This is a genomic window from Halobellus sp. H-GB7 (assembly GCF_030848585.1).
Lineage (GTDB): Archaea > Halobacteriota > Halobacteria > Halobacteriales > Haloferacaceae > Haloquadratum > Haloquadratum inordinatus.
In genome coordinates, this window is record NZ_JAVDDW010000011.1 from 61,568 (window position 1) to 76,390 (window position 14,823).

The window sequence follows — 14,823 nt, forward strand, 5'->3', positions numbered from 1 at the left end:
GATGTCTGATCGAAGTACAACCCAATCCGACGACGAGAGTGACGAGGTCCAGTACGATCCAAATTCCGGCCGGTATGATGTATACGAATGCTCCGACCCCGATTGTGATAACGTCGTTCTCGTTGTTGGACGCGACGACCCACCGATGTCCTGCCACGATCGACCAATGAAGCGGGTTACGGAGTTGGATATGAGCGTGAAACCCCCGGACGTGAGACAGGTTCTCCTCCAGGCGTTCGGTCTTCCAAAGGCCGGACTGGATATCTGTCTGTGCGTTATCGGTGAGGGACCCCTCTCGGCGAACGAAGTCGCCGAGCAGCTCGGGTATGACCGAAGTACGGTCACGCGGTATCTCAACAAACTCGTCGAACTGGGATTGCTCAGACGGTCCGAACTCAATCGCGAGGGTGGCGGCGTCGTCAATGTGTATCACTCGGTCGACCTCGAACGAATGCGCCGCGAGACGCTCATTGGGTTCTACGTCTGGGCTGGGGAGGCAGCCTCTCTCATTGAAGATGCGAACCTGACGAAACAAGACTACCTCAACGAGAATCCCGACCGAGAGCTGCCGGATGTCTTCTGGGAGTCATTCCTGGATGAGTAGCCCAGTAACAAGGCCAGTCGGTACCTCCCCGAGTTAACAGGTCGTCTGCCTCTACGCGAGCAATTCGCTCGCGAGCACGATCACTCCGACGATGGCGAAGATGACGCCCAGCGCCGGCTCCATAACTTCGCTAGGGACGTACTTTCCGACTCGGGTGCCGATCGTTCCGCCGATCAGGACCCCAGGAATCGACCAGGCCACGACGTACCAGACGGGCGTGGCGGCCAGCGCGTGGACGGCTGCGCCGGCAATCGCGGCCACCGCAAGGACGAACACGCTCGTCGCGATTGCCACCCGTGGGGGCAGGCGACACCGGACGATCAGCTGGGTTGTCGTGATTTCCGGGAGGCCGGCGCTGATCAGCCCTGTAATGAACCCGCCAGCGGTCGCCAGGCCGAGGCCGGGCGGACGCCAGCAGGTGTCGTAGGTGTACGTCTCGCCGTCAGTCGTCTCGATGGTCGTCGTTCCGCGTCCGGTGTTCTTCCGTTTCAAGAACTCACCTTCGCACTCGCCCGGGACGCACTCCTCGGGCGGATCGTAGTAGACGAGGAACGCGCCCAGGAGGAGGAGCCCGGCACCGAACGCTATCGTGAGGAGCGCCGTCGGCACGACGTGGGCGGCGAGCGCCCCGACCACGACGGCTGGGACCGCACCGAGTAAGAGCCACTTCGCCGTGGCGTAATCGACGACCCCTTGTCGGACGTAGTTCAGCAATCCGTTGCCCATCCCAAACACCTCCGTCAAGAGCCCCGCTCCGATTGCCTGCGAGGGGGACAGCCCGACGAGCAACATGAAGAGCGGACTGAAGAACAACGCACCGGAGACGCCCGAAGCGAGCGCGACCAGCGAGAAGAGGATCGAAGCCGGGAACACCCACCAGTGGGCGAGGAACTGGTCCACCGGAAAGCCAGCCGGAACTGGAAGCGATTGTAATGCGACCGTCCCAAGCTCGATGCCAGTCCCCAAGCCGAGCATCGGTAAGGTAAGCACTCCCGATAGTCCGATGACACCACTGAATGCGAGAACGGTAGACCGAGTCATACTCGAAGACTCCAGTGGGAACGTCGTTCCTTCAGAGACATAGTTGTCTCAGGTGGCTGGTGATTCTGGTTCCAGAGAAGTAGCCCACTGTCATTCTTATTGGGACCGCCGGGTTGTGCGCCCACGCCCGGAAGATATGGCGATTGCCGAGGTACTCGTCGGTGAACAGCGGGTGATACTCCTCTACGATGTCGTCTAACTCGAGTAACGGAAGTCGGGACATATGTCTCTGGATAGTATAATTGGTGGAATCGTGGGTCTTGCGAGTACGTTCGCGTAGGGTTGCGACTCGGTGTCCTCTTACGCGAGGATGCCAGCTCCGAGGAAAGCACCGAGAACGACGCCGTAGATGACGTGAACGGTGCCGAACATCATTATCATACTTCTATCGGGCTCCATACCGAGGACCATCCGCATCCAGAACATCATCCCCCCGATCATAAGGACGATGCCGTAGACGAGCCCGAGACCGATGGCGACGCCGATGGAGCCGAGACTAAGCCCGAGCAGCGGAACGCCGACCGCGAACACCGCGCCAGCGACGATGCCGTAGACGAAGTGCAACGCCATCCCCGGCATCGCGTAGTCCTCGGGTTCGCCGCCAGCGAACTTCGCGACGAGCGCTGCCGTCGGCGGCGGCCCGCCGTCGCCCATCATCATCGCGATAGTCATAACGATCGTTGCAACCACGCCGCCAGCGAGACCGGCAATAACTGATGCCATAAGTTCAGTTCTATCAGACGCAAGATGACTACTAAACCACGATGCGGCCGTTGAAGAGAGACGCACACCCGCGAAAGCGTCTGAAACTGTCGACACGGAGCGTCTGATAGATTCACATAGAAAGATAGAATGAAGCTGACAATATGTGTAATCGAGGACTGATCTGCCTGCACTCGCGTGGCCGGTCAGTGCCAGTATCTCGGTCAGAGTCGATTATTACAGCGGTAGCGAGTCGAAAGCCCACCGGCTTTAGCCGTGTGGAGGATGTCAGGGGCGAGCAATATGCGACGACCTACTGTTTCGAGAACTGCGCGTGCGGCCATCGATTGTGAGGGCACCTACGATTCCCGAGTGCGTCGGGCGACGCGGGACTTTTGCTATTCGACTGAGACATCTGACATATGGCGTCAGATTCCACAGAGCAGCACGAGTACGAAGTCGTCGTGGTCGGTGGCGGCCCCGCCGGAATGACAGCAGCCCTATACAGCACGCGACTCGGACACGATACGGCCGTCGTTTCCCGTGGTGGTGGACGGGCGGCGATGATGCAAGAGGTCCACAACCTCCTGGGTGTAAAAGAGGAGACGAGTGGTGCAGAGTTTCTCGGCATCGGGCAAGAGCAACTCGAAGCATACGGGTGTGATATCCACCGCGATATGGTCACGACCTGTGCGCGGCCCAACTCGGACGGCATCCGACTATCGGGTAACAGCGCGGAGTACGAAGCCGACCGTGTCGTTCTCGCGACCGGGTTCAACGACGTTCGGCCGGAGCCGCCACTTCCCCGGACCGGCCGGGGGCTCCACTACTGTCTGCACTGTGATGCCCATATGTTCGTCGACGAGCCGGTGTACGTGATGGGACACGCCGAGAGCGCCGCCCACGTCGCGGCCATCATGCTGAATTTCACCGACGAGGTCGACCTGCTCACCCGAGGTAACGACCCCGAGTGGAGCGAAAAGACTACCGAGATGCTCGAGAACCACCCGATCGACGTCGTACACGACGACGTCTCGGGGGTCCAGAACGGCGAGGACGGCTGGCTGAAAGCCCTCGAGTTTGCGGGCGGCACCGTTCGTGAGTACAAGGGCGGATTCGCGATGTACGGCGCCGAGTACAACAACGGGCTCGCTAGGGAGCTCGGGTGTGACATCAACGACGACGGCACGATCGAGGTGGACGACCACGGGCGGACGTCAGTCGACGACGTCTACGCCGTCGGCGATTGTACGCCGGGACACAATCAGATTCCAGTCGCACTCGGTCAGGGTGCAAAAGCCGGCATCGACGTTCATTTCCAGCTCCGAGACTTCCCACGGGACCCCGAGCTCCTCGAGGAGCAGGGGCCAGTGCGTTCTGAAGAGGTCCCGGGGATCCCCGACGAACTGCTTGAACAGGCCGTTGATTTCCACACGTACGGCGAGTGAGCTGCGTCCGTCGACCGCCTCCACCAATTGGTGCCCTAGTCGGTCGCAGTGAAAGCCGGCAGCTCTCCGATAGAACGCAGGGAGAACTCTTCCGGAGTCGTCATTTAGCTGGTCGTTGAACGCGGCCTGCGTGTGCGCGTTCGACTCTTGCGCCAACTCGACGCGCGCCAGAACATCCGATCCACCGACGGAACCGAGGGCAACCAGATGAATGCCGATTCGAGCTGGTCGAAGGACTATTCCGTCGGGGTCGACCCGTCGTCCCTCTATACATTTGAGCGATTACATAAAGTACCAATTGACGTGTGTGAGCGAGCCGCACGACCGCTCAAGCGTTAATCCTCTCTCGCCCGTTTTATTCACTAATGGGATTCACTCGACGACGCCTCTTGACGATAGTCGGTCTCAGTGCGCTCGCGGGGTGTACCAGCGGCGCAGACCCTAAATCAGAAGGAGCGCCGGCCACGACAGCAGAGTCGAGTGCTGCCGGATCAACGTTGGTCACCGATGGCGCCGTCCCGACTGCCAAAGAGACTCTGACACTGCCGATGGATCCCAGCGAACTCGAATCACTCGCGGTCTCGGGTGGTCCACCCAAAGACGGGATTCCATCTATCGACGATCCTTCGTTCGTCGGACCTGACGACGCCGATTTTCTCAGCCCCGGTGATCCCGTGTTCGGCGTCGCACTAAACGGTGACGTCAAGGCATACCCACAGAAGATTCTCGTTCAACACGAGATCGTCAACGACCGCCTCGGTGACCTCCCCGTCGCAGTGACGTACTGTCCACTCACCGGGACCGTCCAAGGGTTCGAGCGTGGGGAGACGACGTTCGGCGTCTCCGGCCGTCTGATCAACAACAATCTTGTTATGTACGATCGGGCCACTGAGGCCTGGTGGCCCCAGATCCTCGCTACGTCGATCCCCGGGCCGTGGAATTCGGCCCCTGGAACCAGATCGCTGCGGGAGTTCAGACTCGTATGGACGACTTGGGAGCAGTGGCAAGAACTCTATCCCGATACGCAGGTCCTCTCGACGGAGACAGGTTTCGCCAAAAACTACGGCAGAGACCCGTATGGGTCATATAATCCGACTAGAGGGTACTATTCCAACGAGAACACGCTCTTCGAAACGCTCGAAGAAGACGACCGGTTCAGCCGGAAACGCGTGTTTATGGGTGCCCGGACTGCAGACGGGGCCGTCGCGTTCGACAAATCGACGCTCCTCGAGGAACGGATTATGACGGGCGAACTGAGCGAGACGCCGGTCATCGCAGTCGCCGACCAGCGCCTGGATACCGGGTACGTCTACCTGAACCCCGACGAACGGACAGTTACCACTGACGGCAGTACGGTGTTGATTGGTGATTCCTCGTACGAACCGGACGCCCTGCCACTCGCTGGGATCCACACGTTCGATGCGATGTGGTTCGCCTGGCACGGATACTATCCCGACACCAATGTCTACGCGTAACAACTCCCCGCTCGGGTTGCTCTGGGCTGCCGCCTCACGAACTCTCGAGGCCGCGACAGAGGTATTTCGCCGCCCTGATGCGACGCTCGTCGTCGTCGGGACGGCAGTCGGATATCTCTTGATCTATCTCTACGCACTTGGGCACCTCGCACCGGGTATCGGCGGGTTTGACGTGACCGTCGTCTCTGGAGCTCTCAGGAAGTTCTTTCAGCCGGAGCTCGGTCCGTTTTCGTTCACTCCCGTCGCTCGCGTGTCGGTCGGCCCAGTGACCTACTTGTTTTCGCTCAATACGGTCTTAGGTCTCGGTATCGCAAGCTTGGTCGGTCTAAACCTCGGTCTTACGTATCTCGCGTGGCGTCAGCCCGCGGCCTGCGGAATTGGGTCCTCATCGTCCGGATTTCTCGCGAGTATTCCGGCGGTTCTGTCGGGAACCGCCTGCTGTGGACCTGTCGTCCTCATCGTCCTCGGAATCCAAGCCTCGGGCATCATCGTGACAGCATTCCAGTTCCTGTTGCCAATTGCCGTCGTGTTGTTGCTCGGGAGCCTCATTTTAGTCGGTCGACAGATCGACTCGGCAAGACTCTGAACAGCGTATTGTCCGCAATTCAGGAGCGTTATCGGGATCATCAGTCAACCTCCCGTCCTGACGTTCACAATATCCATAGACAATCCGAACGATGTTAGCTGTCTCGACCCCGTCAGACCGACTCTTCGGACTCGTCGTTACGGCAGTTCGTCGCCTGCCGCAACGCACCAAGATCAGGCTGTTCGGCAGGACTGCGAGCCGACCACGCGAACTGGATGACGCGATCGGCATCGACGACGAACGTAGCACGGCGCGGGACGTCGCGATGGTTCTCGAATTCCTCCGTTAGTGCTCCGTACGCTTGGCTCACCTGCTCATCGGTGTCCGATAGGAGAGGAAACTGGATGTTGTGTATGGCTGCGTACTCGCGGTCGGCGTAGGCAGCGTCTGATCCCACACCGAGGACAACGACACCGTCCAAGAGCGTGAGCCAGTCGGCGTCGCGTAAGGAACACCACTGGTCGGTACACGCCGGGTGGAAATCAAATGGATAAATAACGAGAACACCGTCCAGCCTCGGTCCGTGTACTCGGGAAGTCCGTGCGTTTCGATCGTCCCAGCGGCCGCTCCCGGGAGCGTGAAATCCGGTGCCCCCTGTCCTCTGCGCATCATATGAACTAGTATCGCGACAACAGACATCAAGAAGTGGAGAGTGTACAATGGAAGCACACAGAAGCGAACGGCGGCCTATTGTTCGAGTCGGACCCAGTCGTCGTCTTCGAACGGCGGTTCGTACTCGATATCGAGTCGGTCGTAGACGGTTCGGGGAATACTGATGTCCGCGAGATAAAGCTCCCCTGTGGGGGCATTGAGTCCCGTTTTCGGAAGGGCGAGGGTGACCGTCCGATCCGGCGCAACTGCCTCGCCCAGCGGTTTGCCGGCCGTGGCGTCGATACCGGACGGGACGTCGAGTGAGACAGTTGGACCAGATAGGTCATTCATCCGGTCGATATACGCATCCGCCGGCGGCCGGACGTCACTGCTGAGTCCGTAGCCGATCAGCGCGTCAACGATGGTCGTCTGTCGGTCGGCGTCAGCAAGTGATTCGACACCAGAGGTGACCGAGATACCCATCTGGTCGAGAATGTGGTACTGGTGAGCCGCCGCACCACTCAATTCCTCGGACGGTCTGTCCAAGATCACCCGAACGGGGATATCGCGATTGGCGAGGTGTCGTGCACAGGTGAGCCCACCACCGCCGTTCCCACCGTTCCCAGCGACGATTACCACGTCGACCTCTCGAACGTCACGTACGTGCCAGGCGAGTATACGACCCGCGTTCTCCATCATCTGGAGCAACTGTAACCCGACATCCTCGACGGTGACGCGGTCGACGTCTCGCATCTCGTCGGCGGTCACCGCGGTGACCGACTGCCCAGCCGCCGTGTGAAACGAATTCCGGGACATATCTCACCTATGGCGGAGCAGGGGCAAATATATCGCCAGTGGTGTCCGAAGCGTTCGAAACGCGTCTTGTCTCCGACGCGGCTGCTCACAGTTGTCAATGGCACGCCATTCCTCTTTTATAGCTGCACATTCAGAACGTGCTCTCCCGGGCGCAGTTCCAAGTATAGACGACCCGACCTTCGGCACGGAATTCCTCGGAGACGATGACGACAACGTAATCGTCGTCGAAACCACGTCTTCGCGGGCGTGTCCGGGACGGACCCTTAGCGATCACGATATCGTCTACCACCCTTCTGTGCTGTTGTGGAACGGGATTGCAGACCCGGCCAATGCTTATGCGCTTTTTCACCTGACTACTGAACGGGGCGTCTCGTCATACGCTCCCCCTCTCCCCTTGAATGATGAGCGACGATTCACGCCTCGGCGTGTGCCCGGACTGCGGTCACGATATCCGGTTAATAAAAGAGCTGATCGCATACGAGCGGTCGGACGATACTATCGGTGTCTTTGTCGAGTGTCCTCGTGTACACCGGTAATTGCTCCACGGTAGCGGAGCCATCTGTTCCGCGTTCTACTGGGACGAGTGTGAAAGCGAATCGAACACCAGCGCAGACGGTTATTACTCTCCAGGATGGATAACTAATGGATGAACGAAGTCGATTTTTTGGTCATCGGATCCGGTTCCGGCTTGGATGTCGCGAACGCCGCAGCCAACCGCGGCCAATCCGTTGCAGTCGTTGAAAAAGGCCCGCTCGGCGGGACGTGTCTCAACCGCGGGTGCATCCCGTCCAAGATGCTGCTCTACCACGCAGACGTATTCGAGACGGTCGAGAGTGCCGACGCATTCCATATTGACGCAGAAATAACTGATGTGAACTTCGCGGAGATGGTTCGCGAAGTCAACGAGGACGTGAGTGCCGACGCAGACTCTATCCGGAAAGGCCTCCGTTCCTCCCCACAACACGATCTCTACGAAGGTGAGGGACGATTCGTCGACGAACGAACGGTCGAAATTGTCAGTGGCGAGGACGAAGGGGCCCAAATTCGAGCCGAAACAGTGTTGATTGCTGCCGGGACGCGGCCGGCAATCCCCGGCATCGACGGAATCGACGACGTGGACTACCTCACCAGTACCGAAGCGTTGCAGTTGGAAACCCCACCGGACCACCTCGTAATCGTCGGAGGCGGCTACATCGCCGCCGAGCTCGGTCACTTTTTCGGGACGTTCGGGAGTGACGTGACGATTATCGGGCGACGACCGAATCTCCTCCCGGAAGCCGACGAGGAGGTCGCCGAGGCGTTCACTGACCGATACGCCGATCGATTCACCGTTCATACCGGATATGCGGCGACAGCTGCCTCGGAGAGCGGTGGTACTGTGACTGTCGAAGCCCACCCTTACGAGTACGGAGAAGACGGCGGGATACGCGAGGATGATTCGGTGACTGTGACGGGAGATACGCTACTCGTGGCCGCTGGCCGCACTCCGAACACCGATCTACTCAATCTCGATGCGACAGCAGTCCAAACAGACGAACGAGGCTTTATCGAGACCGACGAGTATCTTCGGACGTCCGCTGAGGGAGTCTGGGCACTTGGAGATATCGTCGGCGAGTATCTTCTGAAGCACAGTGCGAACCACGAGGCACAGGCCGTCGCTCGAAATCTCTTCGGCGACGACCTTCAGCCGGTCGACTACACTGCGATGCCCTTCGCTGTGTTCGCGTCACCAGAAGTCGCTGGGGTAGGTGCACACGAATCTGAGCTTCAGGAAGCCGGCACGGAGTATGCGACGCGGACCTATCGGTACGACCAAACAGCACGCGGAAGTGCTATGAAAGCCGACGGCTTCGTCAAAGTCATCATCGACTTGGAAGGAGAGATTCTGGGCTGTCATATCATCGGACCCGAAGCCTCCGACCTCATCCAAGAGGTTGTCGTCGCGATGAAAGCCGGGACGGGGGCAGTCACTGATATTCGTGAATCTATTCACATCCATCCTGCGCTCTCGGAGGTGATTCAGCGGGCGTTCTCGGGGCAGTTCTCCCGAGGCGGCCACTCGCACTGAGCCCACCGGGCTCCTTTATAGGCTGAACAGGCGCAATACCACGGCGTTGAGTGGTCTGCGCTAGTTGTGAATATCCAATAGGGGTGCCAGCAGACGGCGAGTGAAGCAGTGCAGTAATCCAGTTTCAAGGGCTTCCATATCCAGCAAGAACGGTGTTTGCTCGTATTCAGCAGTTACAGTGACCACTCCACGCCGTGGATACGCGCCGTCACTTGGGAGAGCATCAACGTTCGACAGCACTCTGAGTTTCAGAATACTGGCGTTTAAGTGACAGGCAACCCTATTAATGGATAGGAATCGGTCGGAACGGAGCGGATTCCGAACCGTCCTATGGAGGCGGCCTGTCCGCCCGCGTAACGAGGCAGTATCCGAAAGGGCAATCGGTGAACGCCACATCCTCGAAGGGTGTGCCAACGTGCCGACTGCCCAAAGCGAACCAGACGATACCCCTGACTCTGCTGACGCCTGCACAACGAGGCGGTCATCGAGTGCGATTCCGCACCGTTCTCGATAGCGGTCGCAGAGCCGAGGAGATCTTGCAGTTCATCGTCCTGATCAGCGTTGTCGGACGGTGCTTTGTAGGTCATATCCCCTCGATGCTCGCTGGGTCAACTCGACGAGTGCCCATTCGGGCTCTTCGTCGGCTTCCGAGGTCCCATCAGAGTTGACAATGCACTCGCCGTTTGCGAGGCAGTTAGCTCGCCCTTGGCCGGCTGCAGCGGCCGCTGCAGCTGGCTGAACTTGGTTTCGGGGGTGTTTGCACCAGTGTCGATCAGATCGAGTTCGTTGAGGTACGCCTCAGATTTCGTGCAGCGCGTCACTCGTCATCCGCGAAAAAGCGCTTTGTACGGGTCCACATCGTTTGTGTGGCTGATTCGCTCTCTTCGACGTCGTCACTGGCAGCGTCGCCGGTGTCGCCGATGTCTCCCTGATCACTGCGCTGCTCTTCGGATTCGCGCTCAGCAAGCGTTTCCTGAAGCTCACGAACTGTCGATTCCAACGTGTTGATGCGGTCGTTCTTCTGCGCAAGCAGCCCCTCAAGTTCGGTGACGCGCTTTTTGAGGAGTTGATTCTTCTCGCTCAGGTACGGCTGCGCTCGCTGTCCTCTCGATGGTGCACTGGCACTGTTATGGCCTTGGACGTCATCTTCCGTCTCTTGGCTCTGTGCGGCAGCGGGTTCATAGAACTCCGAGGTGCCGGCAATCGCCCGTTCGATGGTCTTCTCGCCGTAGGTCGAGCCCTCAGCGTAGTGGACGTCGTCCCATTTCTCGCGCATCAGCCCTGACTGCCGGAAGAAATGATCCATTTGTTTGGCATCGCCGCCGGTCCAGAAGGCAAGCAGAGCACAGAGCGCCATATCCGCCTCGGAGTGGCTCTCATAGCCCAGCGTATTCCCATTCCAGAGCCGCTCGAATTTCTCCCCGTTTCTCGCATTTTTCGCCTTCTCGAGGAGTTCCTGATCATCGAGCGCACTGTCTTGCGCTGACTCGCGGGCAGGGGCATCACCTCCAGTTTTGTGTGTTTGCTCAACGGGGTCTTCTTGGACGTACTCACGATGGAGTGCGTCGAGCGCATCCTGTCGCGTCGCGATCCTCGATGGTGTTTCGGTGACGTGCTCGCCGGTCACCGTGAAGAATCGCGCGGTATCGTACATCTCGATTGTCCCTTTCCGGTTTCGCCCATCAGGGAGTTCACCCCGTATGAGTACGTGAAACCCGGTTCCCGACGGCGAGCGTTCTGTGTAGGAGTCAAGCCGGTCGATGATATCTGCTGCTGTCTCCGCGACGGCGCCAGTGTCCCGATCGCGACAGTCATCCAGATCCACGCCGACGAAGGGATCATCCTCAGTGAAGACGAAGCCAATTCCATCAGCATCTCCTGACTCGGCGCCTGCAAGCGCGTCCTCGAAGGATGCCCACGTTTGCGCATCCGTTGCGGAGGCGAACTCGCCCCGCCCGGGCGTGATTGGAACTTTCGTCGGCTTTCCGTCGCGCTCCTGTTCGCGCCAGCAGATCCACTGGTCGTATTCGATGAGTGCCGTCGGAAGGACCGACGTCTCAAGTGTATATTGGGTAGTCATATTTCTAGAGTGTCCTCTTCAGCGACCTCGATCCCTTTCGGGGTCGAGGATAAACTCTCACCTGCTGTGGGCCATCGATTCAAAACCGCGGTTCCAACGGGGTACCCCCTGTCTATACTAGTTGGTTTTTGCCGTAACGGGGATGCCACTTCCGCGGAAGTCTGGATCGAGAACGTCCAAGGGGAGCGCACGGCAACGCTCCACCGCTTCATTCGCGTTACGGCAATCTCAGCGGATGGCGTAACACGACGCTGTCTGTCGATTTCGTAGATTTCGGAGCTAACGTTGCTGTCGATGCCGTAACACAGAGAGAATCCCCCGGTATACTGCCTGAGGTTGCTGTACACGCCAGAATGGCACGGATCCGTGAGCGCCACCATTACTCATCCACACTCCGGTGACTGTCGAGTGCGAGTCCCTCGTAGTATCGAACAGGGTCGCCATTGTCGCGACGGGTCGTTCGCTCGAATGTGATGTGATTACTGAGCCGGCGAGCAAACCAGGATTTGCTATCTGGATCGAGATCATTTTGTTCAGCCCAGTGGTCGTAGCGCTCGTAGACCGCTCTCGAAGTCACCGAGCTTTCAGCGTCCTCGATGAGGTAGAGGTCTACGAACCGCTCAACGACTGCATCCGGATCATCTGCGATCTCTTCGATCGGCACTAGATCTGATTGCTGGGTGACTTCACTCTGTGTGCCCGCAGAGTCCACATCTTCACCCGTTGTCTGTCTCGAATAGTGTTTCTACAGAGTGGGTTTCTCCGGCGTCGTAGACCACCGGTTCATCTCCGTTGGAGAGGATGACGATCGCGTAGGACTCGGGACCGTATTCAGGTGTCGGGAGTTCGACTTCAGGGACGAATGGTTTCTTAATACGCACCCAGTCGGACTCAAACACGTCTTTCGAGTCGTAGACATACTGCTCACCGTGTTCGTACACGACGTGCTCATCCGCTGCGTAATCGTAGCTATAGGTGGCTGGAACGCGGTCTTTCGATGCATCCGCAAGTGACGAGAGACGGACGTACTCAGACCCAGCGCTATCTGTGAGTACAAGCTCGCCATCTTCACGTTCCCAGACTGTGCGTCTTGTGTCAGTCTCACCGGCGGTGGGTCTGACAGCCGTTACGCCACCTTGTTCGGTCGCTCCACCGCCGACCGCGAGGTTCTCGTCGTGAGTATAGAACCGATTTTTGCCGCTAGAGAGTTGCTGAACCGGCGGCGACAGAATTCGCTCAACCCGTTCAGCCCAGTACGTTTCCGTCTTGCCGGGGCGGACCACGAACAGCGGAATGTGTTCACCGTCCTGGGCTTTTCTGAGGTTGGTGAGCACCTTCACTGGATTATCTGGCGTCGTAGTTTCGGCCTCAATAGCAAATGGTTCGTCAAGATCGGGATGTGTCGCCTTTGCGTCTGGCTGTTCGTTGCACAGAATCAGACAGTGGCCGAAATAGTGCAACGAGATAGGCAAGATCTACAGACATCAGGGCAGAGTCCCTCGGGATTTGATCTCGGAGTGGTTGACGTTCTAGCCCGTTTCGATATATTTTGAAACAGCGTCACGTGCTCACGCCCATAGTTATGTGAGGACTTCCGGTCATACTCCATTTTGGTTCCGAGAACGCCAGTTTCTAGGCTTCCATCTGGTGTCTCAACCTTTTCACCTTTGAACTTATAATCCTCGAGTATTGCCCGAGTGTGCGATCCGCCTCTGTAGGCATCCTTTCCAATCACGATTTTGTCATCTGATTTCTTTGTTGTCTTTAGCTCAGAGACGCTGGCCGTGATCTTCCTTGCCGCTTTTTTTTTTCGGTATTGTCAGATACACTGTATCTGATAACATCAAATGAATGCTACACGTACGCCAATGTGAAGTTTCCCCAGTATTAGGTTACTATAGAGTACTTGATACGATTTTTATTTCACGTTTCTCGAAAGCGAATCAGACGTAAATCGCCTCGGAGTCAAGCCCCGAGGCGTCCCGTTTCCACGACGCGCTTTGCAGATACCGAATGGGTATCCGCAGGGAGCGCTTCCCTCAACGAGCGAGCGGGTCCTTAGATCCTGAGCGAAGTAGGGGATGGTAGTTTACAACCATCCGCTGATACTGTCAGAGATGTCATCAACAGTGTCAGAAACACCATCAATAAGATCCTGGCCAGACTCAGCGAACCATTCGGAGGCGCCGTATTTGATGTCATTGCTGAGTCCTTGACCGCTAATACGGAGTGTGTCTTCTTCTAGTGCTGTTTGAGCGGCTTTACCTGGGTCTGAACTAGTGACAATTTCACGGAACTTCTGTTCAGTCGTGTAGATATTCGCATCGGTATCATCTCGCGGGAGAAGTGCATATTCTTCAATCTCTCCATCCGATCCAGTGGAGACGTACACAGCAAATTCGACATCCTCACGGTCACTTGATCCAGGCTGATGCATAAAGTAAAGATTCACTTGATCACCAAAGACAAGTCCGCGGATCGCCTCAGGTATTTGATCACGAACGAGTTCGATATTTGTCTCATAATTTTCCAAGAACTGTGGAAGCAGCAGCTGAGACCCACCTGATGTAATCGCAGTCTTGTGACCTTGCAGAATCTCTTGGAATCCAGAGATTGCTGCCACGTTTGATATCGCCACCTGCTTGACCGTCTTTGGCCCTTCGCCTGCTAACTGGTAATCATCTGGATCAATCGAACTCCAGTCCTGTATCGTATCCGTGTGTGATCGCAGCGCGTTGTACTCATCGGTGATTGCATTTAATACGCGCTGGCGGTTCGCTGTTGACGGCGACGAATAATAGGTGTCTGCAGCTGTGGCAACATTCAACGCACTCTCTGCTAGCTTTTGATTTTCTTCGGCCGCATCACTACTAGCCGACTTATTGCCGCCACGTGCTGAGGCGGGGCCATCGATAATCATCCCTTGATCATAGGTCCGAGCAATCTGTGATCTCGCCCGGGTATCTTCATACCATTTTAGAGTTAGTGCATCACCGACAATCCCTTTCGTGACGAGATCTGTTGTAAATAAGAATAAGTCACGTAGCTTGACATCAGCTAGGTTTTGCGGACCCCCGAGAGGAAGACTGTCTCGGAATTGCTCTAGAAGCATCTCGTCTGTTAACTGAAATCGATCAGCAAATCGAGTATATATCCCAATCCGGATGTTCGCGTGACGCCGGAGAAAGTCAGCTTCGTACCGCGTCAATTGTCTGTTTGATTGGGCAGTTGCCCGTGACGAAAACGTCAGTACACCCAGACCACCGACGCTCGTTTTGAGTAGTTGCCGCCGTGTTAGGGAATCACTCATATGTCAACTACCCAGCCTGTGAGTCCACTTGAATTATTCGTCACTAGACTAGAGTAGGGTCAGATCAACCAACAGACGAAACCGAACGGCAAGTGCTGTCCG

13 protein-coding genes are annotated in these 14,823 nt (G+C 57.4%); 5 read left to right on the forward strand and 8 right to left on the reverse strand.

Annotated elements, in window-relative coordinates:
- Positions 1-190: 190 nt before the first annotated feature.
- Positions 191-604, forward strand: coding sequence for a helix-turn-helix domain-containing protein (locus RBH22_RS15145; RefSeq protein WP_306678067.1), 414 nt, complete (start codon positions 191-193; stop codon positions 602-604).
- 51 nt (positions 605-655) lie between these two features.
- Here the strand turns inward: RBH22_RS15145 and RBH22_RS15150 are convergent, their stop codons facing one another.
- Together RBH22_RS15150 and RBH22_RS15155 are read right to left on the reverse strand one after the other, a co-directional pair.
- Positions 656-1,645, reverse strand: coding sequence for a sulfite exporter TauE/SafE family protein (locus tag RBH22_RS15150; protein WP_306678068.1), 990 nt, complete (start codon positions 1,643-1,645; stop codon positions 656-658).
- A gap of 300 nt (positions 1,646-1,945) precedes the next feature.
- On the reverse strand, positions 1,946-2,368 hold the full coding sequence (locus RBH22_RS15155) for a hypothetical protein (RefSeq protein ID WP_306678069.1): 423 nt from the start codon (positions 2,366-2,368) through the stop codon (positions 1,946-1,948).
- Positions 2,369-2,769: 401 nt separating this feature from the next.
- Here RBH22_RS15155 and RBH22_RS15160 point away from each other — a divergent pair, with 401 nt between their 5' ends.
- From RBH22_RS15160 to RBH22_RS15170, 3 genes are all read left to right on the forward strand, one after another.
- Positions 2,770-3,795, forward strand: a complete 1,026-nt coding sequence (locus tag RBH22_RS15160; protein WP_306678070.1) for an NAD(P)/FAD-dependent oxidoreductase — start codon at positions 2,770-2,772, stop codon at positions 3,793-3,795.
- 548 nt (positions 3,796-4,343) lie between these two features.
- Positions 4,344-5,270 (forward strand): DUF3179 domain-containing protein, encoded by a 927-nt coding sequence (locus tag RBH22_RS15165; RefSeq protein ID WP_306678071.1) that lies wholly within the window; start codon positions 4,344-4,346, stop codon positions 5,268-5,270.
- On the forward strand, positions 5,257-5,856 hold the full coding sequence (locus RBH22_RS15170; RefSeq protein ID WP_306678072.1) for a hypothetical protein: 600 nt from the start codon (positions 5,257-5,259) through the stop codon (positions 5,854-5,856). The genes RBH22_RS15165 and RBH22_RS15170 overlap by 14 nt, the downstream gene beginning before the upstream one ends.
- A gap of 112 nt (positions 5,857-5,968) precedes the next feature.
- Here the strand turns inward: RBH22_RS15170 and RBH22_RS15175 are convergent, their stop codons facing one another.
- Positions 5,969-6,565, reverse strand: a complete 597-nt coding sequence (locus RBH22_RS15175; RefSeq protein ID WP_306678115.1) for a redoxin domain-containing protein — start codon at positions 6,563-6,565, stop codon at positions 5,969-5,971.
- Positions 6,544-7,263, reverse strand: coding sequence for an NAD(P)H-hydrate epimerase (locus RBH22_RS15180; RefSeq protein ID WP_306678073.1), 720 nt, complete (start codon positions 7,261-7,263; stop codon positions 6,544-6,546). The genes RBH22_RS15175 and RBH22_RS15180 overlap by 22 nt, the downstream gene beginning before the upstream one ends.
- Positions 7,264-7,909: 646 nt before the next feature.
- Between RBH22_RS15180 and RBH22_RS15185 the strand changes: the two genes are divergently transcribed.
- Positions 7,910-9,331 (forward strand): dihydrolipoyl dehydrogenase, encoded by a 1,422-nt coding sequence (locus tag RBH22_RS15185; RefSeq protein WP_306678074.1) that lies wholly within the window; start codon positions 7,910-7,912, stop codon positions 9,329-9,331.
- 817 nt (positions 9,332-10,148) lie between these two features.
- On the opposite strand, the gene RBH22_RS15190 is transcribed toward RBH22_RS15185, so the two are convergent.
- From RBH22_RS15190 to RBH22_RS15205, 4 genes are all read right to left on the reverse strand, one after another.
- Positions 10,149-11,411 (reverse strand): hypothetical protein, encoded by a 1,263-nt coding sequence (locus RBH22_RS15190; RefSeq protein WP_306678075.1) that lies wholly within the window; start codon positions 11,409-11,411, stop codon positions 10,149-10,151.
- A gap of 379 nt (positions 11,412-11,790) precedes the next feature.
- A complete protein-coding gene (locus RBH22_RS15195; protein ID WP_306678076.1) occupies positions 11,791-12,123 on the reverse strand; it encodes a primase-like DNA-binding domain-containing protein in 333 nt (110 codons plus the stop codon).
- 4 nt (positions 12,124-12,127) lie between these two features.
- On the reverse strand, positions 12,128-12,751 hold the full coding sequence (locus RBH22_RS15200; RefSeq protein ID WP_306678077.1) for a hypothetical protein: 624 nt from the start codon (positions 12,749-12,751) through the stop codon (positions 12,128-12,130).
- Between the two features lie 749 nt (positions 12,752-13,500).
- Complete coding sequence (locus RBH22_RS15205) at positions 13,501-14,721, reverse strand: hypothetical protein (RefSeq protein ID WP_306678078.1); 1,221 nt, start codon at positions 14,719-14,721, stop codon at positions 13,501-13,503.
- Positions 14,722-14,823: the final 102 nt, after the last annotated feature.

Bases quoted from the DNA above. Each gene is read 5' to 3' on its own strand.
- RBH22_RS15145 (WP_306678067.1), top strand. From the start codon at position 191: ATGAGCGTGAAACCCCCGGACGTGAGACAGGTTCTCCTCCAGGCGTTC.
- RBH22_RS15150 (WP_306678068.1), bottom strand. From the start codon at position 1,645: ATGACTCGGTCTACCGTTCTCGCATTCAGTGGTGTCATCGGACTATCG.
- RBH22_RS15155 (WP_306678069.1), bottom strand. From the start codon at position 2,368: ATGGCATCAGTTATTGCCGGTCTCGCTGGCGGCGTGGTTGCAACGATC.
- RBH22_RS15160 (WP_306678070.1), top strand. From the start codon at position 2,770: ATGGCGTCAGATTCCACAGAGCAGCACGAGTACGAAGTCGTCGTGGTC.
- RBH22_RS15165 (WP_306678071.1), top strand. From the start codon at position 4,344: ATGGATCCCAGCGAACTCGAATCACTCGCGGTCTCGGGTGGTCCACCC.
- RBH22_RS15170 (WP_306678072.1), top strand. From the start codon at position 5,257: ATGTCTACGCGTAACAACTCCCCGCTCGGGTTGCTCTGGGCTGCCGCC.
- RBH22_RS15180 (WP_306678073.1), bottom strand. From the start codon at position 7,263: ATGTCCCGGAATTCGTTTCACACGGCGGCTGGGCAGTCGGTCACCGCG.
- RBH22_RS15185 (WP_306678074.1), top strand. From the start codon at position 7,910: ATGAACGAAGTCGATTTTTTGGTCATCGGATCCGGTTCCGGCTTGGAT.
- RBH22_RS15190 (WP_306678075.1), bottom strand. From the start codon at position 11,411: ATGACTACCCAATATACACTTGAGACGTCGGTCCTTCCGACGGCACTC.
- RBH22_RS15205 (WP_306678078.1), bottom strand. From the start codon at position 14,721: ATGAGTGATTCCCTAACACGGCGGCAACTACTCAAAACGAGCGTCGGT.